Source organism: Crocinitomicaceae bacterium (assembly GCA_016708105.1).
Lineage (GTDB): Bacteria > Bacteroidota > Bacteroidia > Flavobacteriales_D > Crocinitomicaceae > JADJGJ01.
Map to the genome: position 1 here is coordinate 829,601 of JADJGJ010000001.1, position 24,329 is coordinate 853,929.

20 protein-coding genes and 2 tRNA genes are annotated in these 24,329 nt (G+C 37.1%); 10 read left to right on the forward strand and 12 right to left on the reverse strand.

The features are described 5' to 3' along the window. The first annotated feature begins 190 nt into the window (after nt 1–190). Nucleotides 191–1,636: a polysaccharide biosynthesis C-terminal domain-containing protein gene (locus IPH66_03425; GenBank protein MBK7128403.1), complete on the forward strand. Its 1,446-nt coding sequence runs from the start codon at nt 191–193 to the stop codon at nt 1,634–1,636. A 129-nt stretch (nt 1,637–1,765) separates the two neighbouring features. After that, complete coding sequence (locus IPH66_03430) at nt 1,766–2,677, forward strand: leucine-rich repeat domain-containing protein (protein ID MBK7128404.1); 912 nt, start codon at nt 1,766–1,768, stop codon at nt 2,675–2,677. A 203-nt stretch (nt 2,678–2,880) separates the two neighbouring features. On the opposite strand, the gene IPH66_03435 is transcribed toward IPH66_03430, so the two are convergent. The 5 genes from IPH66_03435 to IPH66_03455 all read right to left on the reverse strand — a co-directional run bounded on the left by IPH66_03435 (nt 2,881) and on the right by IPH66_03455 (nt 8,591). Beyond that, a complete protein-coding gene (locus tag IPH66_03435) occupies nt 2,881–4,008 on the reverse strand; it encodes an alpha/beta hydrolase (protein MBK7128405.1) in 1,128 nt (375 codons plus the stop codon). A 162-nt stretch (nt 4,009–4,170) separates the two neighbouring features. Next, complete coding sequence (locus tag IPH66_03440; GenBank protein MBK7128406.1) at nt 4,171–4,956, reverse strand: hypothetical protein; 786 nt, start codon at nt 4,954–4,956, stop codon at nt 4,171–4,173. A gap of 240 nt (nt 4,957–5,196) precedes the next feature. Then, a complete protein-coding gene (locus IPH66_03445) occupies nt 5,197–6,582 on the reverse strand; it encodes a beta-glucosidase (GenBank protein MBK7128407.1) in 1,386 nt (461 codons plus the stop codon). Nucleotides 6,583–6,586: 4 nt separating this feature from the next. Continuing rightward, nucleotides 6,587–7,627, reverse strand: coding sequence for a glycosyl transferase (locus tag IPH66_03450; protein ID MBK7128408.1), 1,041 nt, complete (start codon nt 7,625–7,627; stop codon nt 6,587–6,589). Nucleotides 7,628–7,667: 40 nt separating this feature from the next. Continuing rightward, entirely contained in the window at nt 7,668–8,591 is a 924-nt protein-coding gene (locus IPH66_03455) for a UDP-2,3-diacylglucosamine diphosphatase (GenBank protein MBK7128409.1), read from the reverse strand. Nucleotides 8,592–9,033: 442 nt separating this feature from the next. Between IPH66_03455 and IPH66_03460 the strand changes: the two genes are divergently transcribed. After that, nucleotides 9,034–9,936 carry a T9SS type A sorting domain-containing protein gene (locus tag IPH66_03460; GenBank protein ID MBK7128410.1) on the forward strand — a complete coding sequence of 301 codons (903 nt, stop codon included), beginning with the start codon at nt 9,034–9,036 and terminating at the stop codon, nt 9,934–9,936. A gap of 641 nt (nt 9,937–10,577) precedes the next feature. Here the strand turns inward: IPH66_03460 and IPH66_03465 are convergent. The 3 genes from IPH66_03465 to IPH66_03475 all read right to left on the reverse strand — a co-directional run bounded on the left by IPH66_03465 (nt 10,578) and on the right by IPH66_03475 (nt 11,469). Further along, nucleotides 10,578–10,649 (reverse strand) — tRNA-Arg (locus IPH66_03465). A 107-nt stretch (nt 10,650–10,756) separates the two neighbouring features. Then, a tRNA-Met gene (locus IPH66_03470) sits at nt 10,757–10,828 on the reverse strand. Nucleotides 10,829–11,055: 227 nt separating this feature from the next. Then, on the reverse strand, nt 11,056–11,469 hold the full coding sequence (locus IPH66_03475; GenBank protein ID MBK7128411.1) for a hypothetical protein: 414 nt from the start codon (nt 11,467–11,469) through the stop codon (nt 11,056–11,058). Between the two features lie 174 nt (nt 11,470–11,643). Here IPH66_03475 and era point away from each other — a divergent pair, with 174 nt between their 5' ends. From era to IPH66_03510, 7 genes are all read left to right on the forward strand, one after another. Further along, on the forward strand, nt 11,644–12,519 hold the full coding sequence (gene era, locus IPH66_03480; GenBank protein ID MBK7128412.1) for a GTPase Era: 876 nt from the start codon (nt 11,644–11,646) through the stop codon (nt 12,517–12,519). Between the two features lie 23 nt (nt 12,520–12,542). Then, nucleotides 12,543–13,850 carry a ribosome biogenesis GTPase Der gene (gene der, locus IPH66_03485; protein MBK7128413.1) on the forward strand — a complete coding sequence of 436 codons (1,308 nt, stop codon included), beginning with the start codon at nt 12,543–12,545 and terminating at the stop codon, nt 13,848–13,850. A gap of 3 nt (nt 13,851–13,853) precedes the next feature. After that, complete coding sequence (gene holA / locus IPH66_03490; GenBank protein MBK7128414.1) at nt 13,854–14,861, forward strand: DNA polymerase III subunit delta; 1,008 nt, start codon at nt 13,854–13,856, stop codon at nt 14,859–14,861. Between the two features lie 178 nt (nt 14,862–15,039). Further along, on the forward strand, nt 15,040–17,352 hold the full coding sequence (locus IPH66_03495) for a TonB-dependent receptor (GenBank protein MBK7128415.1): 2,313 nt from the start codon (nt 15,040–15,042) through the stop codon (nt 17,350–17,352). A gap of 43 nt (nt 17,353–17,395) precedes the next feature. After that, nucleotides 17,396–17,914: a hypothetical protein gene (locus tag IPH66_03500; protein MBK7128416.1), complete on the forward strand. Its 519-nt coding sequence runs from the start codon at nt 17,396–17,398 to the stop codon at nt 17,912–17,914. 68 nt (nt 17,915–17,982) lie between these two features. Further along, nucleotides 17,983–18,354 (forward strand): hypothetical protein, encoded by a 372-nt coding sequence (locus IPH66_03505; GenBank protein ID MBK7128417.1) that lies wholly within the window; start codon nt 17,983–17,985, stop codon nt 18,352–18,354. Nucleotides 18,355–18,461: 107 nt separating this feature from the next. Continuing rightward, a complete protein-coding gene (locus IPH66_03510) occupies nt 18,462–19,133 on the forward strand; it encodes a response regulator transcription factor (protein MBK7128418.1) in 672 nt (223 codons plus the stop codon). 64 nt (nt 19,134–19,197) lie between these two features. Here IPH66_03510 and IPH66_03515 read toward each other — a convergent pair whose 3' ends face one another. From IPH66_03515 to pbpC, 4 genes are all read right to left on the reverse strand, one after another. Further along, a complete protein-coding gene (locus tag IPH66_03515) occupies nt 19,198–20,742 on the reverse strand; it encodes a DUF4173 domain-containing protein (protein ID MBK7128419.1) in 1,545 nt (514 codons plus the stop codon). Between the two features lie 67 nt (nt 20,743–20,809). Further along, complete coding sequence (locus IPH66_03520) at nt 20,810–21,103, reverse strand: transcriptional regulator (GenBank protein ID MBK7128420.1); 294 nt, start codon at nt 21,101–21,103, stop codon at nt 20,810–20,812. Further along, a complete protein-coding gene (locus IPH66_03525; GenBank protein ID MBK7128421.1) occupies nt 21,100–21,765 on the reverse strand; it encodes a hypothetical protein in 666 nt (221 codons plus the stop codon). Before IPH66_03525 ends, IPH66_03520 begins: the two co-directional genes overlap by 4 nt. 103 nt (nt 21,766–21,868) lie before the next feature. Further along, nucleotides 21,869–24,208, reverse strand: a complete 2,340-nt coding sequence (gene pbpC, locus IPH66_03530) for a penicillin-binding protein 1C (protein MBK7128422.1) — start codon at nt 24,206–24,208, stop codon at nt 21,869–21,871. Nucleotides 24,209–24,329: the final 121 nt, after the last annotated feature.

Sequence of the window (24,329 nt, forward strand, 5' to 3'; positions counted from 1 at the left end):
TATGTAGAATTAATTTTTTTTAAAACGGGATAAATAATTTGATTATTCCATTCGTTGCCGTAGGCGCAGGTTGCGACCTGCGCCTACGGAGGGTGAACCATGAACTGCCCAAGCGGCTAAATTTGAAATATGCCATCACGCTGTGCTAAAAAAACAAAACACAATATTTTTCGTATAGAGCAAGCACCATATGTCAGTTCAGCGTCAATTTTTACCGGGACTTTTCCTAATCATTTTGCTTAACCTGTTGGTGAAACCATTTTTTATTCTGGGAATTGATGCTGAAATTCAAAACAGAGTGGGCGAAGAGGTGTACGGAAATTATTTTGCCTTGCTGAATTTTTCATTTCTGTTTAACATACTTCTTGATTTAGGTATAACCAATTTTAATACGCGCAACATTGCACAGAACCCGCAACTGGTGGCAAAACATTTTGGAAAAATTTTACGCATTAGAATTTGGTTATTTTTTCTTTACGCCCTTATCAGTGTTGCAGCCGGAATAATATCAGGCTTCAAAAGTTATGAGTTTCAGTTGTTGCTGATATTAGTATTTAATCAGTTTTTAGTTGCAGTAATTCAATTTTGCCGTTCAAATTTTGGTGGTTTGCATTTGTTTAAAACGGATGCTTTTGTTTCAGTTCTTGATCGTGCATTACTCATTCTATTTTGCATCATTCTATTATGGTCAGGTTGGTTTGAATATGATTTTAATATCAGCTGGTTTATCTATGCGCAAACATTGGCTTATGCAATTACAGCGGGTGTTTCATTGATACTGATGATAAAAGGTACATGTTTGTTTGATTTCAAATTGAAGAAAAGTTTTTCTTTAGTAGTTCTGAGAAATTCATTGCCATACGCACTGCTGATTTTACTGATGATGTTGTACAACCGATTAGATGCAGTTTTACTTGAACGGCTTTTACCTAACGGTGATTATCAGGCTGGAATTTATGCTCAGGGTTTCAGGTACCTTGACGCGGTAAATATGTTTGCCTTATTATTTGCCGGTGTTTTATTGCCGGTTTTTGCAAGACAATTAAAATCAAACGGACAGGTTGGTGATGTTTTAAATCTATCTCTAAGGCTACTTATGTCTGCTGCAATAGTTGTAGCGCTGGTTGGTTTCTTTTTCAGATCTTACTTACTTGATTTGCGTTATGAAAATGTTTCTGATAAATCCATCACCAGTTTTGGATTTTTGATACTCAGTTTTATTCCTGTTTCACTCACATATATTTACGGTACCCTGTTAACTGCTGCCGGCAAGTTGAAACAGTTAAATTTTATGGCGGCCGGCGGTTTAATTTTAAACGTGATCATGAATTTAATTCTGATTCCGCGTTATGAAGCTGAAGGAGCTGCAATGGTGGCTTTGGTGACTCAATGCCTTACTGCCCTGACTCAGATTTTGATTGCACATAAGGTGTTGAATTTGAAATTTGAATTAAGTGTATTTGTCAGATTTCTTTTATTGGCTGCAACGTTAACGGGCTATGTGTTTTTTATTTCTCCACATATCAACCATGTGATGCTATCATGCATGTTGTTTTTATTGCTTGCCGTGATTCTTGTTTTAGCTTTCAGGTTAGTGAAACCCGCTGATTTGAAAGAATTGATAAGATTCAAATAGATTGATCAGGTTGCTGGGATTAACTCATAATTAAAGGCAACCGGGTTTAAGCTATTGTGAAGATTTTTTCGGTCGTTCATGAATTATCAAATATCGTATTATATTCGTGGAATAAACAATTAACAACCTATGAAAAGAAAACATTTAATTTACGTTCCTGCTCTGGCTTTTTTGACAGCCTGCGGAGGAGGTGAAAAAACTGAAACAACAGAAACACCAAAAGATTCAGTAGTTGCTGAAATTCAATACGGTCCTTTGAAAACCAAAGAAGAAGTTGCCGAAACAGAACGTATAGAAACGCTTGCAGATTTTAACGCCATTGCCGATAAAGCAAGCGTGATTCGTTACGTATCTTCAGAATACAATAAACCGTTTCCAACTGAATTGCTGGATGCATACAACCTGCAAGTACTTTCTTTGTCAAACATGACCGGGGATTTACCTGCTGAAATCAGCAAATTCAAAAATCTAACCACCTTAGTTGTGAGCGGTGATTTCACCACCTTGCCTGAATCAATGAGTGAGCTTCAAAACTTGAAAGTAGTTTCATTGGAGTATTGCAAAAAACTTGACATGGTGCAAGCATTTAGCGTATTGTCAAAATGCCCGAACATTCAATACCTGGATATTAGCGGATGCGGTTTAAAAGAATTACCTGCAAGCATTGGCGATTTTAAACAATTAGTTGAACTCAGAATTGGCGATAATGATTTGACTGCTTTACCAGAATCAGTTTACACTTTATCTTCATTGAATGAATTGAGAATTGGTGAAAACACCAGACTTGATTATACCGCTGTGCTTACATCAGCAAAAGCATTGCCTGCATTAAATGAATTGTGGTTGCAATATTGTGGCTTTACCGCTTTACCTGCTGTTTTAAATGAGTATCCGGCGTTGGAAACCATTCATTGGAGTGAAGAATGGAAAGATAAAAATTCAGATCAAATTATAGCAATTTGTGAAAAGGAAAATAAAAAATTTGCTAAACTGAAAATTACCTGGAACACCATGTCAGGAATGTATTACGATATTTTCTAAGGATAAAAAGCATGGATGAAAAGGCGGGAGAATATCCCGCTTTTTTTTTGGGGTATAAATATTTTCACACACTATTAGTTTGAATGCGATTGAACCTACGGATTTTGTTGGTTCAAATCTTTTGGCTTTATATGGGCGAATGCGAATAACCCTGCGAATAATTTTGGTGCAAATCTATTGACGGATTCTATTCGTTATTTTTATTAGGTGGCTTTAATTAGGGCTGCAAGGTGTTCAACAACGGGTAGGCAATCTTGATAATCAGAATGGTCAATTTCACGATTACTTAATGCAACGGCGTTATGTGAATACATGTTTGGTGGGGCAATTGCAGCCGGATGTTCTGTCAAACCTAAACGTTGTTCATAACGTGTTTCAGGATTTTCTCCGGTAAAAAATTCCTTTACATTTTCGATTTTCTCTCGTATTGATTTTTCTGTGTTTGATATTTGTAATGCTTTGTCAAAACGAGAGTAAAAATTATGTACTTCACGCACGCAATATTTTAAACCGGCATAATATGGACCGAGGTAGAGACTTTTAATTATTTCTCTTCCCTGCTGATCAAAAGTTTTTAAATCACATTGTGTTACTTGTCTGCGTTCAATGTCAGGTGCAAGCATGATAAATTGATCAAGAAAATATTGATTTGATTTGTTTTCAAACGCGCTGCGATAATCTGCCAATTTAAAATCTGCTATTTGAAATTCTTCATCGTTGATACCGGCAAGCATAGCACAAGCAAGTAGATTACCCATGCTGTGTGCAAGTAACGTAAGTTCAGCCTGTGGGGCAAGTGTTTTGATGCGTCCCAGTAAATTGGCTAAAGCGGTGCGAGATGCAAGAGCCTCAGTGCGGTCAGATTCATAACTCACCACGTTGCCATTTGATGGCCATGAAAAGCCAACTACCGCAGTGAGATTATTGGTGTCATTTTCAAGTTTTAATTTTTGGTCAGGTGCAAATGGATCAGTGATGAGATCAAGTTGCGTTGCCTTATTTTTTTCGCTTGCATAGCCTAATGTTTTACACAGGATACCAAACCAAGTGTGTGTTTCATGCAATGCTACATTATAGCCGTGTACGCAAACAAGTATGCGTTTGACACTTTTGAGTGAAAGAAAATTTTTAAAAACCGTTTGTTCTGAATCTATGACATACACCTCTTCAGGGAAATAACCATCATCAGTAGTGGCAAGATAGTGAGACAGGTATTCATCCATGTTGAGCCAGTGGTAGCCGCCTTTTTGGAGTTGAATGCGTTTGTCACGTTCAATGTTGCGACCTAATTTGTCGCGATCACGGTTGGTAGCAAAATATCTGATAAACATAGTTTTGTTTTTTTACTAGTGTATGACAAGATAGAAATTTATAACGAATGAAGGAGTGAAAAATAAGTTGTAAACTGAAAATCACTATTGTCCTGTAGAGAAGAAAAATATGCAGAGAAAAATTTCCTTGACATCAAAAAAGACAGGTAAATTAATTTGGATTTATTGTTTGGATTTAACCAGATTCAATTTCATTTCACGCAGCATTTCAATGTCAAATATTGGTGCGCTCAAGGCATGTGTTTTTAAATCGTAAATGCACATATTTTGATCGTCTTTGTCATTTAATTCATTGTCATGATTGTTGTCAATATGATAGGTGATTATAATTTTACTGTCATTGTGGATGCTTTTCCAAGAGATAAAATCAGTTCCATCTTCAGTGAGCTGATAAAGCTGTAAAATTTTCAGATCATACAAATAAAGAGTAGTGCAGGTGTAATTATTATTGGTTGGTTTTTTAACCTGAATAAATAGCAATGAGTTGAAGGCAGGATGAACGATGGATGAGTTTTGTTGAACATCGTCTTCATCATTTTCATAATAGTAATCATCACTATAATTAAATGTTTCCAAATCATTGGTGATGGAACGTTCAACGGTTTCTATTGTAATAATTTCTACCGGGGATTCAAAAATTAGCATGGGTTTGGTGCTGGTATCAGTTAGCACGGCAATGTTAAAGTGTACGAATTCATAATCAAGTTTATCACGCTCAATCTCTTCATAAATTAATGGGAGCGCAACATTTTTTGTGCTGGCAAAATGGATGGGTTTATCAAACTGTATTTGCAAATTTTCATACTCATATTTTTCTTTTTCACTGAGACTGGTATCAGTATTTCGTTCTACCATTTCATCTAGATTATCAGAACCGGAAGTTGTTTTGTTTTGATTATTACAAGCTAGTAAAACAAAAGCTAAAAGGGTACAAATATTTTTAGTCATTTAAAGATGTTTTGAGTGAAGTAAAGATAACATATTTCTTTAATGCCGCTAAACCAGATTACCGCCAGCGATTGAAGCGGATAGCTCAGGTGTTTGTGTGGTTTGTGAAACTGTTTTTTTGGTATGCGACCGGCGGAAGCAGATTAAAAAAACCTAGTTGAACAACCGGACAGACGTGTGACTATGAGCGCAAAGCGCGCCCGGGCGGCATAAGTGAGATAAGGATGTTTGTACTGATATTTATTTTTTATGGGCTTGAAGGAATTGTGCAAACCAATGGTATGATTTTTTTGGAATGCGCTTTTGTGTTTTAAAATCAACATGAACTAAACCAAAGCGCTGTGTGTAACCCTCAGCCCATTCAAAATTATCAGTAAATGACCAAACGAAATAGCCTTTTAATTTTTCAAAATGTTGATGTGCCTTGTGTACCTGATGCAGGTATGAGCCTAGGTAGTTGATGCGTTCAGTATCATAAACGGCGCCGTTTTTCAGTTGATCATGAAAGGATGCACCGTTTTCAGTGATGATGATTTGGCGCACGTTTTTATAATGACTGAATTTTTTTACCATTTCATAAATTGATTCAGGATACACTTCCCAATTCATGCTGGTGTGATAGACTTTACGGCGTGACGCAGGAACAAGATTTGCGCGCAGGTAAGGAATATAAAAACGATGTGTTGCCACTTCACGGGTGTAATTTTGAATGCCGATGAAATCAAAATCAAAGATCATTTTTTCATGATCACCGGGTTGGATAAAGGGTTCAATTTTTTTTAGTAAGGGAAGTGATTCATGCGGGTAACCAAGCCCCAGTGATGGTTCAATAAAAATGCGATTCAATAAGGTATCAATGCGTTTTGCCGATGCCTGATCAGCCTTTGACATTGAACGCGGCGTGATATAAGAACATGAAAATGTGGTGCCAATGATTGCATGCGGTTGATGTTTGCGAATGATACGAGCTCCGGCCGCCTGACAAAGAACTGCGTGATGAACTGCAGGTAAAAAATTGGACAAGCCTTTTTTACCGGGTGCGTGCGTGCCCAAATAATAACCTGCACCGGTGAATACGATGGGTTCATTTAATACCATCCAATGTTTTACAAATGGAGAGAAATGTTTTACGCAAATGCTTACAAAGTTTTCAAACCAGGTAATAATTTCACGGTTTTTCCAGCCTCCTTTTTTTTGAAGTGCCAAGGGCAAATCCCAATGATATAAAGTAACCCAAACTGTAATATTGTGCTTTGCGCAAAATGAAAATACGTTTTTGTAATAGTCAATACCGTTAGGGTTTACATAACCTTCACCACTGGGTAAAATACGCGACCAGGCAATAGATGTGCGAAAGTGTTTGACGCCCGCTTGCTGCATGAGTAATATATCATCAGTATACCGGTAATAAAAATCATTACCTCTTTCAGGTGTATGCCCGCGCGCAATTTTTTTGTAACGTGGTTTTGAAAATTCATCCCAAATAGATGGGCCTTTTAGCGTGGGTGCAATGCCTCCTTCAGATTGTGGTGCAGAGGAAGAAACGCCAAAAATAAAATTAGACGAAAATTGTGTGTGGTGAATTGAACGTGCATGTTCATTCAACAAAGAATCAGCTTGAACCATAAACTTACTGGAACAGGTAATAACTGCTGTGTGCCGGCAATTCTTCTACGGCCTGAGCGGTGGCATGATTGGTTATGATGGTGTCAATAATTTCATCTGTATTGTCAGGATAATTTACTTTGACTACCTTTTTACTGTCAAGCCATTTTTGTATTTCAGTGTGAAATTTTTTGTTGAGTTTGTTGATTACCGTTACCCCCATTGATGATAACATGGCTGCATTACAATGTTGCTCATATTGTTTTTTCATGGGAATAACCAGCAGTTTTTTGCCCAGAAAAAGTGCTTCGCTGGTAGTGCCAAAACCTGCATTACACAGCACACCGCGACAAGATGCAATGCTTTTGAGGAATGGTTTGGTTTTGATTGGCCGAACGGTAATGTTGCCTGATTTATATTTTTTTTTGCTGTTTTTTGAAAAAACTTGCCACTTGATGTTTTCAAATTTTGACAAATTTTCAATGATGCGTTCATCACTATAAGAGGGAAGATAAACGGTGTAGTGTTTCTTTTTTGTTATTTCAATTTCACGCACCTCTTTGCGTATGATGGGGGTGAAAATATTTTTGTCAAGACTGTGGAAATGAAAACCATATTGAAATGTTGAAGGTGCGTAATGTTCAATTACCATTTTGCCTAACCGATCAGATTTTTCAGGACGAGGAGCAAGCGGGTGAAGCGTTGCTGCCTGATTGCTTAGACCGATGCACACTTTTTTTGCACGCAGAGCAGCCCAGCATGATACGGGTTCAAAATCACTGATGATGAGATCATATTTTTTTATATTCAGCGAGCGTATTTCACGCAACAACCTCACTGAATTCATTTTCCAATATGTGCGCCATATATCAATGCCGCCTTGTTTACCAAAAACAAAAGACAGTCCTTTGAAACGGTATTTTACATCAAAGGGCAATTGAATATCAGATGAAATACCACTGACTAGAATATCAACTTTGCCCCTGCGCTGAAGATGCGGAATAATTTCAATGGCGCGGGTGATGTGTCCGTTGCCGGTGCCTTGTACAGCGTATAATATTTTCATAATTATTTTTTAGTTTACATGAAGATTTAATGGGCAGCAATTAAACTACAAGCGTAGTAACCTGATACATTTCTACCGTTTCATGTTCAGTTTGTTTGCAACGTTCAAAATCACGCAACATTTCATCAAACAATTGGCTTGTGCTCATTTGCATCATAGGGTCGTTTTCATCATCATGATCAGCAAGAAAATCTTCATCACGATACTGGAATAATTTCCACTCACCCCGGGTATATTCCAGCGCTGTCAGATTCTCAATCCAATCACCTGAATTTAGATAATTGACCTGACCTTCAGAAGTAGTTATAACTTTTATTTCAGGTTGATGAATATGTCCGCAGAGTACATTATCATATCCGTTTTTAATAGCAATTTCAGCCGCAGTTTTTTCAAAGTCATTAATGAATTTTACAGCTTGCTTAACACTGTTTTTAATAGACTTGGAGAGCGAAATTCTGCCGCGCCCCATTTTTTCAGAAACCCAGTTGCAGAATGCATTAATCAGGATGAGCAAATCATAACCATGAGAACCTAAACGAGCAAGCCATTTTGAATGTTTCATGGTTACATCAAAAACATCACCGTGAAAAATCCATGTTTTTTTTCCGTCAAGGTTGAGTAAAAGTTTATTGTCAATCACTAAGGACCCCATTTTGAAACCGGCAAATTTTCTCAACATTTCATCATGATTACCGGTGATATAATATACTTTAACGCCTTTGGAAATCCATTTAATAATTTTATGAATCACCTTCATGTGCGATTTGGGCCAGTATCTTTTTTTGAATTGCCACATGTCAATAATATCGCCATTAAGCACTACCATTTTTGGCTTTACACTTTTGAGATAACGGAGCAGTTCTTTACTATGACAGCCGTAAGTTCCCAAATGAATATCAGACAAAACAAGTACATCAATTTTACGCTTTTTGGTTTTGGTTTTTTTCAACGATACTTTATCCATACTGCCTCATTTATAATATTGACAACAAGAGTACGGCAAGCGTATTAAGGAATTATGAAGACCGCTTTAAGTCTTCTCTATTTATTAAAATTGGGTTGTTGATAGGTAAGTGATTCATGTATTGTTTTTAGCACAAGAAGTCGAATAGGGGCAAGGGAACAAGATGAGAATATGAGATGTTTAAGAAGTAAGCCATACGCTGCACAGTTATCACAATTTTGCAAGTGTAGGTAATATTGAAGTTATGAATAGGGAGTACTGATTGTATCTTCAAGTAAAACGATATTATTCCATTGCATTCGTAATTTCGTCAAATTGTATTTTGTTATGAACTGCCACGGAAAAAATTAACGTGCGACTTATTTAATTTTTATTCCGTTAACCTGTTTTTTCAATTACGCCAATCGCCAACGGAATATCAAGAATTTACGTATTATAATTTATGGTCAGAAAGTTTTTAATGCTACTCACGTTCACGCATACATTTTTATTTGCGCAATATATTCCGTTTCCAACGGATAATACAGTTTGGGTGAATCATCAATATAGCACTGGTGGTTGGTGGCCACCTGAATATACGGCTGAATATTTGAGTGTGATAGATAATTTCTGTGTAAACAATGAAGATACTTTGATCAACACTTCTTTGTATACCAAACTTATTTTTTGTGATGGTGCCTATAGAGGCGCAATACGTGACAATGGAGGACAAATATTTTTTGTGAGTAAGGATTCTATGAACGAAATGCTTGTGTATGACTTTACTGTTGATGTCGGAGATACCCTATTAAATATTTATTCAGACTGGACGTGGTTTGATACACTCTATATATCCGATGTTTCAAGTATGTCTGTTGGTGGTTTATACCGTAAAACAATTTATTTGGAAGATAAAAATCACAATGAATTACCTGATTATTGGATTGAGGGTATTGGTTGTTCAGCCGGGTTATTGGTTGCTCCGTCCTTGAACAATAACCTTTCAGGAATTTTTGTGAGATTGTATTGTTTCAGTTCCAATGATTCTACCTTCAATTATAATTATTCTTACACAGGCTCCGGCGGCTGCCAATTGAATTATTTATCAGACGATAATTTTTTTGAAGAGCAATTCTATATCTTTCCCAACCCGACAAATGAAGTATTATACATTCAAATCCCCAACTTAACAGAGTCGTTCGAAATCACTATTTACAGTGCTCTTGGAGACAAAGTGTACAGCGCGAATGCTGAACCAAATATGTCTAAATTATCAGTCCCTGTGATTGATTGGAAGCCAGGAATTTATTTTGTTACTGTGAAAAATTCAATGGGTGTTTACTCAAGGAAATTTATTAGGAGTTAACATGAGCACAACTAATAAAAATGAGGCATTTGATTACGATGCAAAGTGTCTGAATTTCTCTGTACAGCTAAAATATTTTAGGTTCAGTCATGGCTCGTGTTTCGATCTACGCTCTCACACTCACACTCACTCTGATTTTTTGTAGGAGTAATCTGAAGAGTATAGAGCCGATTCACAGTCACCTTAATAAAACTTGAAATTTGTATGTTTCAGAAAAATCACTGACAGTGTGAGCGTGAGTGAACAGAAAAAAAATCAGAGTTAATCTTTTTCGCTCTTCACACTCACACTCACACTCACTCTGATTTTTTGTAGGAGTAATCTGAACAGTATAGAGCCGATTCACAGTCACCTTAATAAAACTTGAAATTTGTATGTTTCAGAAAAATCACTGACAGTGTGAGCGTGAGTGAACAGAAAAAAAATCAGAGTTAATCTTTTTCGCTCTTCACACTCACACTCACTCTGATTTTTTGTAGGAGTATTCTGAAGAGTATAGAGCCGATTCACTGTCACCTTAATAAAACTTGAAATTTGTATGTTTCAGAAAAATCACTGACAGTGTGAGCGTGAGTGAACAGAAAAAAAAATCAGAGTTAATCTTTTTCGCTCTTCACACTCACACTCACTCTGATTTTTTGTAGCCCCCCCAGGAATCGAACCTGGATCTAAAGTTCCGGAAACTTTCATTCTATCCATTGAACTAGGGAGCCAAATACAGAGTGAGAGCGGAGTGTGAGAGCGACTCCTGAATCACGCTCTGTCTAAAAACAACAAAGTGAGTGCAGCGCTCTCGCTCTCACACTCACTCTGTTTTTAGTAGCGGGGGCCGGACTCGAACCGACGGCCTTCGGGTTATGAGCCCGACGAGCTACCACTGCTCCACCCCGCAATATATTTTTTCAATTCTTTGCTTGCTATTGTCTGCTTTCGTTCAATAACTGAAATTTCAGACTTTGCAGATACACGCTCTTCAATGTGCAATGAGTGCGTATTTGCGGGTACAAATATAGTTACTCTTTGCTAACTACGTTTCGTTATGGTTAAATTATTTTAATTATTAGACGCAGATTGGTTGCTTTAAGTTCTTTTGAAAGCCCCTCTAGGCAAAAGGTTCTGTTAAATAGCAGATTTTCTGAAGTGGGCTGCGTGTTGTTCAAGTAACCATTCCACTGCTTTAGTCTCTTCTGTCATTACATTAACCAAATCTTTTGAACGGAATAGTTTGATATAAGTGTGAACTCCTAATTTCTGACCAAAGTTTTTTACCATCAATACTTCTGCAATGCGTAAGCGCTTGATATTTTTGTTTTCGGTGGCAAATTTTTTTGCTTCAGGTGATATGGTTAAAAAATCTTGCCTCAAGTCTATTAAGGTGCAGTATTTTTCTTCACCAAAAAGTGATTTTCTGATGGCTGTGATCTCATTCATATCGTCAAGACTAACAGGTGTGTCTTTACTGTACCTGATAATCATTATCGGTCCAGTACGTTCAATAGTTCCTGCCGAAAACCGAATGGGTTCTATGTTCACAATTCTCAGTCTATTAAGTAATTTGGGTCTACTAAAGTAAAAAAAAATTGATTTGGACAATAGTTTTTTTGAATTCCTTTCCGTCGGCTTTCAAACATTGTTTGCAACAAAATAATTCTCAGCTTATTAGATATTATCTGAGTACCATGCATTATTCGTACCTTTGCGCATCTTATGAAACACAAAGCGGGTTTTGTTAATATTATTGGTAATCCCAACGTGGGTAAATCAACCCTCATGAATAAATTGGTGGGTGAGCGATTATCTATTATTACAAGCAAGGCGCAAACTACCCGACATCGCATTTTTGGTATTGTCAATGAACCGCATTATCAAGTAGTTTTTTCTGACACGCCGGGGGTACTGCAACCTCATTATAAATTGCATGAAAACATGATGCAATTTGTTTCATCTGCCTTGCAAGATGCCGATGTGTTTTTATTTGTGACAGATATTTTTGAGACAGATTTTAATCATCCTGAAACGCTTGAGAAATTAAAAAAAACAAAAATTCCGGTTCTTTTACTGGTAAATAAAATAGACTTAGGAGATCAGAAAAAGGCAGAAGAGAAAGCCCTTTATTGGCATGAGCAATTGCCTAATGCTGAAATTCTCCCAATATCAGCGCTTGAAGGATTTAATCTTGAGCCAATCTGGAAACGTATCATTGAATTATTGCCTGAAAACCCACCGTATTTTGACAAGGACGAATTGACAGATCGTCCGCTGCGTTTTTTTGTCAGTGAGATGATTCGTGAGAAAATTTTTGAAACTTATAGCAAGGAAATTCCCTACGCTACCCAAGTGGTAGTTGAAGAATATGTTGAAGGAGAAAAACTGGATCGCATTCGCGCAATTATCTACGTTGAACGGGCAACACAAAAAGGAATCATCATTGGTCACCAGGGCAGTAAATTAAAAACTGTAGGCATTGCCGCACGGCGCGAAATTGAAAAATTTATTGGTAAACAAATTCATCTTGAACTTTTTGTTAAAGTAGATGAAAACTGGAGACAGAACGAACAGAAATTAGAACGGTTCGGATATTGAATAATTGTAATTGATTTAAAAAGATGTCAAATATATTAGCCATAGTAGGCAGACCCAATGTAGGAAAATCCACCTTGTTCAACCGCTTGGTTGGCTCTCGCACTGCTATTGTAGAAGAGATGCCGGGTGTAACGCGTGATCGTATTTATGGTGTAAGTGAATGGAACGGGATAGAGTTCAGCGTAATTGATACCGGCGGCTACGTGCGTGGATCAGATGATATTTTTGAAGGTGAAATTCGAAAACAAGTTGATATTGCAATTGAAGAATCTGAAGTGATCTTATTTGTGGTTGATGTTACTACCGGTGTTACTGATTTGGATATTTCAGTGGCTGATTTATTGCGCCGATCAAAGAAACCGGTTTTTTTGGTGGCTAATAAAGTAGATACACCTTCTCGTGAAAATGATGCGCTTGAATTCTATTCATTGGGGCTTGGAGATTTGCATCATATTTCTGCAATTAATGGTTCAGGTACAGGTGACTTGTTGGATGAAGTGGTAAAAAAATTCTCACCTGAAGGCGCTCCTGATGACGACAGTGGTGTGCCAAAAATTGCGGTAGTAGGAAAACCTAATGTAGGTAAATCTTCTTTCATCAATGCAATAACAGGTGAAGACCGAAACATTGTAACGCCAATAAGCGGAACAACACGTGACGCTGTGGATACTCGGTATAAATTATTTGGTTTTGATTTTAGATTAATTGATACAGCCGGTATAAGAAAACGCGCTAAGGTGCATGAAGATATAGAGTATTACAGCGTAATGCGATCTATCAGGAGCATTGAATATTCTGATGTCTGCATTTTTATGGTTGATGCAACTGAAGGTATACAGAGACAAGATTTGAGCATCTTTTATATCATTGAAAAAAATCACAAAGGAGTAGTGGTAGTTGTGAACAAATGGGATTTGGTTGAAAAATCAAATAATACCATGAAAGATTTTGAAGAAAAATTACTCAAACAGCTTGCACCGTTTAATGATGTACCCGTTATTTTCACATCTACAATTACCAAACAACGTATTCATAAAGTGCTTGAAAAAGCAATGGAAGTTTTTGAAAATAGAACAAAAAGAATTGCTACTCATAAACTGAATGATTTTGTGCAAGAGATGATGGAGCGCAATCCGCCACCCGCGGTTAAAGGAAAATATGTGAAGATAAAATTTGCAACACAATTACCTACCCATGCGCCTTCATTTGCTTTCTTTTGCAATCTTCCGCAATATGTCAAAGATCCATACAAACGATTTGTTGAAAACCGTTTGCGTGAAGAGTTTAATTTTGAAGGTGTGCCTGTGAGAATATTTTTCAGAGCAAAATAGATCATGAAATTTGAAGAGCTAGTTTCATCCATCAAAAAAAGATCATTTAAACCGTTGTATCTTTTACACGGTGAAGAACCTTATTATATTGATCAAATAGCTGAACTGGCAAGCCAAAATATTTTGAGTGATGGCGAGCGTGATTTTAATCAAACCATTTTTTACGCCCGAGATACGCAGCCAATGGCTGTAATTGACACCGCTTTGCGATTACCCATGATGAGCGAGTTTCAAGTAGTCATTGTTCGTGAGGCACAAGATTATTCCAAGGCAAGTCAATGGGAACAATTTGAAAAATATTTTGATAATCCGGCTCCACAAACCATTCTCATCTTTGCTCACAAATACAAAACGCTTGACAAGAGATTCAGATCATATAAACTTTTAGAAAAAAAAGGAATCATTTTTGAATCACCCAAAGTGAAAGATTATCAGGTGCCTGATTGGGTGAAAAATCATGTCATTGCAAAAAAATATCAAATTACTGACAAAGCGGTTGCATTGATTTGTGAATTCATTGGCAGTGATTTAGGTCGCATTGCCAATGAGGTTGAAAAGCTGATGACCATTGTACCTGTGGGAACTCAAATCAACGAAAAGCACATTGAGCAACATATTGGCATCAGCAAAGATTATAATGTTTTTGAACTGGTCAATGCGGTAGCTGACCGCAATGTGATGAAGGCTAATCGCATCGTAAATTATTTTGGTCAGAATCCAAAAGCAACACATAGCGTAGTTGTGATTGCCAATTTATTGGCTATGTATCAGCGTATGTTCAAGGCGCACTTTGCGCAAACTGAAGATCCGGCAAAACTGGCCTCACTGCTTAAAGTAGCCCCCTTTGCTGCTAAAGAAATAGTGAAGAATAAAAAGAAGCATCCGGCAAAAATTATTTCTCGAAATTTTAGCATCCTACGAGAGTATGATATGTTGTCAAAAGGTGTTGGCAGTGCCGGTTTACCTGACGGTGAGCTGATGAAAGAACTGATTTTTAAATTGCTTCATTAACAACCGTTCAATTGGCTTTATCCACCGTTAGCTAAGTAATGTGCCTAACCCACTGTGAGTACAATGGAATATCTTATCTTTGGAACTTTCAATGAAACTGTGAAAAATGTACCGTACAATATTGGTTTTCAATTTCAGTTCTTGTTGATGCATACTTTTAACTTTTAATTCAACATTCATGCGTTACCTGAGTGCACTTATTTTGTTATTCGTCTTTTCTGCTTTTGGATTCTCACAAACCGGTACCGTGCGTGGTATTGTTAAAAATGGAGATGATGGAAACGCAGTTCCTTTTGCAAAGGTGATGTTGATGGGGGCAGATAAAAATGCTATCACTGATGGAGATGGTTTGTTTTCTATTCCTCAGGTTCCTTCAGGTAAGTACACTTTGCGTGTTACATCAACCGGTTTTGCAGATTATACAAAAGAGATTGAAGTGATAGCCGGAGGCATGCTTGATGTTGAAGTTGAATTAACATCAGGTATTAATTTGGATCAGGTTGAAGTGGTTGCTGAAGACAAAGAGAAAATTACTGATCCACGAACATCTGTTGTCAAAATTACCAACACTGATATTAAACGCGTACCTGTTACCGGTGGTACTGCTGACATTGCCGGATATTTTCAAACAGTGCCCGGTGTGGTTTCAACCGGTGACCAAGGCGGACAGGTGTACGTGCGTGGTGGAACTCCAATTCAAAATAAAGTTCTTCTTGATGGAATGACCATTTACAATCCCTTTCACTCAATTGGGTTTTATTCTGTTTTTGAAACTGAACTGATTCGGTCTGCAGATATTTATACCGGAGGATTCAATGCAAAATACGGCGGAAGAATTTCGTCAGTTATGGATATTTCATATCGTGATGGTAATACTAAAAGATTCAGTGGTGCTGTTGGTATTTCACCTTTCACATCTCAGCTTTTGCTTGAAGGTCCTATAGGTAAATCGCAAAATGTATCGTATGTTTTTACAGGAAAAGCGTCTCTTTTAGAGGCTACTTCAAAAACGCTATATCCTTACATTAATGATGGGGAAGGATTGCCATTTAATTTTTATGATTTCTACGGAAAAATTACCGTGCATGGTGATCAGGCAAATAAGTTCAGTGTGTTTGGTTTTTCTCACAATGATCAGGTAACTTATCAGGCCGTTTCTAACCTGCAGTGGAATTCGTTTGGAGCAGGCTCTAATTTCATTTTTGTGCCAACTAATTCTGAACTGTTCATGAAAGGTCGTTTCAATTTTTCAGGTTACAATATCTTGCTTGAAGAAGAAAATCTGGCTGACAGAAGTAGCTCAATTATTGGTTCTGAACTTGCGTTTGATTTTACCTACCATTTGCCGGGAAAAAGTAAATTGGAATATGGTTTTGGATTCAACTATTTTCAAACTGAATTCAATACATTCAATGAAGTGAATCGCCGAATTGAAAATAATAATAGCTCAATAGAAGGTGGTGCCTATATCAATTACAGATATGTTTCAGCTAATCGTAGATTGGTGCTTGAACCGGGTGCGCGTTTTCAAGGTTATGCATCCGTTGGACAGGTAACTATTGAACCTCGCTTTAGTGGTAAATATAATATTACTGATGAGTTCAGATTAAAAGTTGCAGGTGGATATTTCACCCAGAATTTTACTTCATCTAATTCTGATAAAGATGTAGTGAATTTATTTTACGGCTTCATTACCGGACCTGAAAACCTGCCCTCAAAATTTGTTTTGCCTGATGGCTCTGAACGTGAAGTAACAAATGGTCTACAAAAAGCGTGGCATGGTATCTTTGGAATTGAAGTAGATATTTCAAAAAGACTAACCATGAACATTGAGGGTTATTACAAATACTTTTCACAAATGACCAACGTGAATCAAAATAAAATATTTGAAGATAACGCGGTGAATTTTGATGTTGATGATGTCTATAAAAAGGATTTCATCATTGAAAGCGGAATTGCTTATGGTGGTGATATCGTGTTCACTTTCTCTACTAAAAAATTCTACTTGTGGGCTGTATATGCATACGGAAAAGTAACGCGCTGGGATGGCTTTCAAACCTACTACCCGGTGTTTGACCGAAGACATAATGTTAATCTGATTTCAACTTACAATTTTGGAAAAAAAGAGAGCTGGGAAATTTCAGCGAGATGGAATTTGGGTACAGGTTTCCCATTCAAACAAACAAATGGTGTATACGAAAAACCAACAATTGATCAAGTTGATAGCGAATATTGGACAGGTAATGCATCAAGCCTTACATTTTTATATGATGATGAAAATAATGGACGACTACCAACATATCATCGTTTGGATATGAATATCAAAAAAACCATTTCACCTGAAAAAAATAAAAATTTGAAATTTGAATTTATTGCCGGTATCACAAATATTTACAGCCGCCAAAATATCTTCTATGTAAACAGGGTAACCAATCAAAAAGTATATCAGTTGCCTATTATGCCTAGTCTTGCGTTTACCATGAAGTTTTAATTTTTGGAACGTGCTTTGCTCTGACAATCTCAAATAACAGGGTATGACGCGTTGGAGCATTTTATTTTTTCTTCTTATTCAGTTTGTCTTCATGGCAATGGCCTCAGAGCCATCTGAATTTAATTTATCATCAGAATTTAAACTAAAAGATTTGAATCGCAGAGCTCAGCATCCGGTGGGATTTAATCTTTATGGTTTTGGCCCAATGTCAGGAGCTGGAATAACCATGGATGCATTTATCACCCCAAAATTTGCATTTGAAACCGGTGCAGGTTTTCGTGATTTTGATCTCAATCACGCCTTTACCATAGGTGCGCGTTATCATTTGCTGGGTAAAACTATGTTGAATTTGACACCTTATATTGGAATTTATACTGCTTTTCATTATAACGGAACATCGTTGCAGAATCATGCTGTGTATATTCCGGTAGGTATACACAGAATCAAAAAGAATGGCTTTTGCTGGTCAGCTGAAATCGCATGGCAACGCAATGTTTTTAATGGCAATCATTTGTCAGGTGGTTTCAGAATTGGGTATCGTTTCAAAAAGAGAAATAAGTAGTCGACATTGTCATCTTGGGTATTTGAATATCTTAGTAAATACTTAATTAAACAAAATCCGTTTTATCTATGAAAAATGCCATTATTGCAATTGTATTTATTTTAAATGCTCTTGCTTTTGGACAACAAACTTGTCAAGAGTTTTTTGCGAGTGGAATCACCTTAAAATATACCGACGGCAAAGAATGGTATGGTCCGGTGCTGGTGAAAAATGGAATGTTTATTGAAAAATTCGGTGTTGGAAATATCGTCATAAAGTCTGCAATAAATTGGATATCTGATTGCAGTTTTACCATGACAATCATAAGTGCTAAAGGAAACACAAATTTACAAAAAGGGCAATCCATGACTATTGTAATTGATGAGGTGGTTGGTACAAAGGCTTACTTTCATTATGAAGGTGATGAAGTATCCAAAACCATGTTTTACATCAAAGTATAGCCATTGGTTTAATCAAGGCAATGTTTATCGCAGGTGAAAAAAAAATTTCATTTAATCAATCTCTCTGATTATATTTGTATAGGTTTATTTAAAATCATTCTAAATAAGTGAAATTAGTCCTTGCAGATAGTAATGAACTTGCGCGGGTTGGCCTCAGAGCCATTCTTCGTGGAAATGACATTGAAATTGTTGGTGAATCAGAATCAAGTGACGAGTTATTAAGTCAGGTTAAATCTTTTGAGCCTGACTTGATTTTGATTGACTACACCAGTAAAGGCTTTACCATTGATGTTGTACCGCAAGTATTGGTGCAATTTCCCAAATTAAAAATTATTGCCATTACACCTGAGCAATCAGGAACCACCTTGATTCATGCCATCAAAAGTGGTGTAATGTCATACGTAAAAAAAGATTGTAGCCTGGGTGAAATTGTTGATGCAGTAAAAGAAACAAATAGTGGTAATAAGTTTTTTTGCGGACAGATTTTGGATACCATTCGCAAAGAACGAATTGACGTGGAGCAATTAGCTGAAATAGAATTTTCATGTGACCCAATTGTGCTATCTGAACGAGAAATTGAAATCATTACGTTGATTGCTGAAGGTCTTACTAATCCTGAAATTTCGGAAAAGCTTTTTCTCAGTAAACACACGGTGAATACGCATCGCAAGAACATCATGGCTAAATTGGGCGTAAAAAATACTGCTGGAATTGTCATGTTTGCAGTAAAGCAAAATTATACGACACCTAATAAATTTCTATTCACCGGAGAAAACTAAAAGCGGATTGACAGTTTAATTTTTCAACCCGCTTTTTGAATTATTTAGTTAGGATAAATTTCAATTATCGTAAACTTCTTTCTTCACTGTGTGATGGATACCGGCTGGCCTGATCATCCGTTTCTCTATTCGAGTCTATTTCATCTGATGCAAATTTAAATTTTTCAAGTTCTCTCAAAAATAAATAGTCATGTAAACAAAATGATCGCCAAGCTGTTGGCACAACAGTAGTGCGCATGCGATTTCTTGTATATTTTACTGATGTACATAAGGTATGATAGAAATCTGTATCAGTTATACCATATTTAACGTGATATTGTAATAATGCCGGATGCGTATCATTTCCAATACTGTAGAGATAATCAAAATCAAGACGACTTAATTCTATATTCTTTAAATTATATTCCGTGATTATTTTATTCCAGTTTATTGTAAAGAAAATTACAAGCAGAAAAAGTATACTCACAGCACTGCTTCTGATTAAAAACCAAAAAGATTTTATTTTCACTAGTTTGATCAGACATACTATGAGTGACACGATACAAATGAGTAGGTAAAACAAGACACCAATTCTTTTGTGGGTTAAACCGAGATAGCTGATGTAATCCATGTTTTTAAGCGTGGTTGTGATAATCATTCCGCAGTTTACCAATAACCAAATCAAAGCGATGTTACGTGGGGTTTTAGCCGCAAAATTGTTCACGCCTCTGAAAAATAAACTGATCACCAGCACAACCAAAAAAATTGAAAACATCAGAGAATAAACTCCTTCATGTACGGCCTCAGAATAATCTGAAAATGATCTCTCATTGGATGATAGGGCGGTTAGCTGATAAATATCATTGATTAGATAAACGGTGCCCAGCAGGCTTAGCATACCGGCAATGGCAATGGTGGCAATGTATTCACTTTTTTCTCCTAAATAACGCTGAAGAAAATCTGAGTATCCGGCCGGCACATCATTTTGAAAAGTTTGATCAAATTCTGAAATAGCTTGGTTGCCGTGATAATAATACAAACCATAAAGCAACCAAGTAATGAGAAGCCAAAAGATTAAAAAATCCCATGAAATCCAATCTAGTGTAATGAACGCAGTCAACTCATAAAAACTGGGATCAGCTAATTGATAGAGTTTTAAAAAACAAATGAAGATTATTAGGCCGGTGGTTACTATCAGCACAAGTTTTAATCGGCGACTCATTCTATTTTCTTGATCACCTTTTTTGAAAAAGATTAATATAAAATCAACAAATCCCTTACTAAATGAATAAAGAATTTGACTTAATGAAAATATAATACTAACAGAGGCTGATCTGTCTTGAACTGAAATGAAATAAATTGTTGACAATACATACAATATTATGGGAACAGTGCTGCCTGAGAGGAATACTGAGAAAGCTGATATAAACCAAATGATGCCGCTCAGGTACCAACGGAATGCGTTTTTATGAGGAGAAACATTGTTTGTCGGGCTTTTAAAATAATGATACCATGCCAGTACTGCGCTAATACCGGTTATGATGAAAATATTGAGCCCCCAAAGTTCTTGGTAAATAAGGTTAGCCACCAAGAGTGACCAACCAAGGTAAAGCATGTGTTGTCTTTTCATATTTAGTTTATTTTAGTGTTAAAAAGTAAAAGCACTTTGAAAAACAAAGTGAATGTTTAAAAAAATATCAGATTTTTTTAATGAGTTTTTCCAATGCTTGAATATGTTCTGAAAATGCTTTTTTTCCGCTGCGCGTTAGTTTGTAACTGGTGTTGGTTTTTTTACCTATGAATTGTTTTTTTACATCAAGATATCCGGCTTTTTCGAGCCCGTTGATATGTGATGCCAAATTACCATCTGTGAGACCAAGCAATTCTTTGATCTCATTGTAATCAAGACGGTCATTGACCATCAGCATAGACATAATGCCTAACCTGACTCTTGATTCAAAAGCCTTATTGAGTTTGTCAATGGAGCTCACTTTTTCTTTTGATAGTCGTAACGAAAGTATATAATTGTGCCGTAAATAATATGCAAGATACCAAATCCTATTGCCCAAAAATAAATTAATCTGAGAGCACCCGCAGAAGTGTATTCTAGAGTAGCAAAAGCCAGCAACCCGAGTATCATCTCAGCTACGGCAAGTATTTTAATATCAGCATGTACATATTTGGATGCATTTAACAACGCTAAACCATAAAAAATCAAGGTGGCTGGTGCAGCAATTTCATAATAGCCTTTGTATAGTCCAATCAACACAAAAAGACCTCCAAAAATCAGCGGAACCATCAAACTAATTACCAACCTGATTGACAAAGGAGAAAAAAGTGATTGTCCGGTTTTGCGTGATTTTATCCAAGTAAAAAAGAATCCAAATCCAAATGCCAAAATCAATACCATGATGGCTATGATGGCTAAATGATAGATCAGGTTATACTCTGCCTGCCGTAAGGTACCACTCATGTAGTTTGTTAAATACATCTGCTCATAATGCTGAAGTTCTGATATTGCCAGCCATGAACCAATCAGTCCGCATAAGCCCGCCATTATTCCTGATAGTCCGCTCAGCGATAAAAACTTGGATGATTGCTCCATCATCTTTCTGATCTCTCTGAGATCTTCCAATGCGCTTTTTTCTGTCATATTAAAAAGTACTTTGAGAAACAAAGTTAAAATTATTCAATCTGACTGCAAGTTTTTTCTGCTGAAAATTATTATTCGTTAACAAGTCAAGATTAAATGGTGTTTATTCCACCTCATTTGTCACCGTAAATTCTACACTTGCACTAATTCCGTTTTCATCAATAATGGTTAACATGTGTTTACCCGGTGAAGGCAACAATACCATCTCATGCAAGTGTTGGGTTGTTCCTAAAAACGTGTCATCCAAATGCCAGAACAACATCATGTCTTTTTGCTTATGCGTTGCTGACATAATTACCTTTTCACGTTCTTCATTCATGTTTAACGGTACATAAATACTGCTGAATTTTTTTGGGTAGAGAATAACCAGATCTTTCATTTCTTTTTCATCTGTACATCCTTCCATAATCGGTGGCTGGTCAATATAATTTGGATCATGATTACGATAATAATAAGCTGCCTCTGCCGGTAAAATGAACCAGTTTCTTTTCACTGCTTTTGATAAATCATAACAATCAGAACTCACCGTATACATTTGCGTTTCATCCAAAAAAATTTGTTTGTGATACGGACAGGCTGATGTATTCATACACGTTTTGGGTAACCACGTCATGGTTTTTTGATCACAATAATCTCCGGCGCGATATCCGCTTTTGCTGCACACTTCGGTTTCAACCATCTGGTCATAAGGTTTATCAAACCAGTCTGATTTTGGCAGTGAAGAAAAAACATCAAATAATATGGGTGCTGCTACTTCTCGTCCAATTAATCCCGGACGCCCTTCGCCATCTGCATTTCCAACCCAAACACCCACTACATATTTTGGCGTAACACCAACAGCCCAGGCATCTCTGAACCCAAAACTGGTTCCGGTTTTCCAAGCAATTTTTTGGGATGTTGAAAATAATTCCCAATTAATATCTTCCTCCGGACGTGCAACTTCAATCATGGCTTGAAAAGTATAATAACAAGCAGCAGCACTCAGTATAGCATGCTCATCACTCGTGTCGGCCGTGCCTTGCATGTAATATGCTTTCCTGTTTATGCCTTGTTTTCTGTCAGGAAATTGATTAACCGTACGCGCCATCATAGCGTAGGCTGAGACCAAGTCCCATAAATTTACTTCAGCTCCTCCTAATATAAGTGACAATCCATAATGATCAGGACTTTTAGTAAGGGTACTGAATTTTAATTTTTGTAGTAGCAATTGAAATTTGGGTACGCTATATTTCGTTAGCATGCGCACAAGCGGAACGTTTAAAGATTTTGCCAAAGCAACATCTGCCGCAACAACTCCATCATATTTGTAATTATAATTCTTTGGGCTATACCCTGACATCACGGTTGGAATATCCTGCACAAGCATACTTGGAGTTAAGTCACCTGACTCAAGCATACCGGCGTACAAAAAAGGTTTGAGAATACTGCCTGTGCTGCGCGGTGCAGAAATGATATCTACATCGCTGCCATGTTCTGTTTCAAGTCCTGGGACATTTCCAGTGTACGCGAGCACTTCTCCGCTATTTACATCCATCACCAAAACGGCTGCGTTGAAAATTTGATTTGTACGCAATTGCTCATGATGAAATTTCACTATTTCATTTACCCTTTGCTGTACTGAAAGATCAATGGTTGTATGAATAATTTTGCCTGAACGTCCGTCGGCTATTGCGCGGTTCATGAGTTGTGGTGCGTAGGCTGGCATGGGGTGAGGTTCATCGGGCAGTGGTTCAAGTTTTGAAAGTTCCCAGGTCATTGAATCCATTTCACCAATTTCAAAAAGACGGTCAAGCAACCTATTTCTTTTGGCAATTAATTCATCTCTGTTTTTACCCGGATGCATGAGTGATGGAGCATTTGGAAGCACGGCCAGTGTAGCGCTTTCAGCCCAGGTGAGTTCGTATGCAGGCCGTGCAAAATATCTCCAGCTTGCTGCATCTAACCCTACCACATTTCCACCCATCGGAGCATTGCTTGCGTACATGGCTAACAATTCATCTTTGCTGTATTTCCATTCTGCCCTTGTTGCCCACCATATTTCTACTATTTTCTGCCAGATATTGCGATCTTGTCCTTTGCGTGACATGCGCATCAATTGCATGGTGATGGTGCTTCCCCCGCTTACTTTTTTTCCTCCCTTGATGTTCTGCCACAAGGCTCTAGACATACCACGAACACTAAGTCCCCAATGTGAATAGAAATTCCGGTCTTCAAATTCAAGCAAGGCTTTTTTAAATTTATATGGTATGGTGTCATTAGCCGGAAATCTCCATTGCCCATCTTCAGCAATGGTTGCACCCAACAAATTTCCATCTCTATCATATAACACGGTGCAAGTTGGATCTTCAAACAATTTTTCGGGTAAACAAAATAGCCACAGTAATAGCAGAGTACCTGAAAGTACTGTCAGTAAATTCCGGTGCCGGCTGATAAATTGCCTAATACGATTTCTTTTTTTTATCACCTTTTGTTTCTGCACTTGTTTTTTCAGAATATATTTAGTCTCCGAAAGCTAAGTATATTTTCAATGGGTACATCTTGTTTTTATTAAACGATTTCATTTG

Bases quoted from the DNA above. Each gene is read 5' to 3' on its own strand.
- IPH66_03425 (MBK7128403.1), top strand. From the start codon at position 191: ATGTCAGTTCAGCGTCAATTTTTACCGGGACTTTTCCTAATCATTTTG.
- IPH66_03430 (MBK7128404.1), top strand. From the start codon at position 1,766: ATGAAAAGAAAACATTTAATTTACGTTCCTGCTCTGGCTTTTTTGACA.
- IPH66_03435 (MBK7128405.1), bottom strand. From the start codon at position 4,008: ATGTTTATCAGATATTTTGCTACCAACCGTGATCGCGACAAATTAGGT.
- IPH66_03440 (MBK7128406.1), bottom strand. From the start codon at position 4,956: ATGACTAAAAATATTTGTACCCTTTTAGCTTTTGTTTTACTAGCTTGT.
- IPH66_03445 (MBK7128407.1), bottom strand. From the start codon at position 6,582: ATGGTTCAAGCTGATTCTTTGTTGAATGAACATGCACGTTCAATTCAC.
- IPH66_03450 (MBK7128408.1), bottom strand. From the start codon at position 7,627: ATGAAAATATTATACGCTGTACAAGGCACCGGCAACGGACACATCACC.
- IPH66_03455 (MBK7128409.1), bottom strand. From the start codon at position 8,591: ATGGATAAAGTATCGTTGAAAAAAACCAAAACCAAAAAGCGTAAAATT.
- IPH66_03460 (MBK7128410.1), top strand. From the start codon at position 9,034: ATGGTCAGAAAGTTTTTAATGCTACTCACGTTCACGCATACATTTTTA.
- era (MBK7128412.1), top strand. From the start codon at position 11,644: ATGAAACACAAAGCGGGTTTTGTTAATATTATTGGTAATCCCAACGTG.
- der (MBK7128413.1), top strand. From the start codon at position 12,543: ATGTCAAATATATTAGCCATAGTAGGCAGACCCAATGTAGGAAAATCC.
- holA (MBK7128414.1), top strand. From the start codon at position 13,854: ATGAAATTTGAAGAGCTAGTTTCATCCATCAAAAAAAGATCATTTAAA.
- IPH66_03495 (MBK7128415.1), top strand. From the start codon at position 15,040: ATGCGTTACCTGAGTGCACTTATTTTGTTATTCGTCTTTTCTGCTTTT.
- IPH66_03500 (MBK7128416.1), top strand. From the start codon at position 17,396: ATGACGCGTTGGAGCATTTTATTTTTTCTTCTTATTCAGTTTGTCTTC.
- IPH66_03505 (MBK7128417.1), top strand. From the start codon at position 17,983: ATGAAAAATGCCATTATTGCAATTGTATTTATTTTAAATGCTCTTGCT.
- IPH66_03515 (MBK7128419.1), bottom strand. From the start codon at position 20,742: ATGAAAAGACAACACATGCTTTACCTTGGTTGGTCACTCTTGGTGGCT.
- IPH66_03525 (MBK7128421.1), bottom strand. From the start codon at position 21,765: ATGACAGAAAAAAGCGCATTGGAAGATCTCAGAGAGATCAGAAAGATG.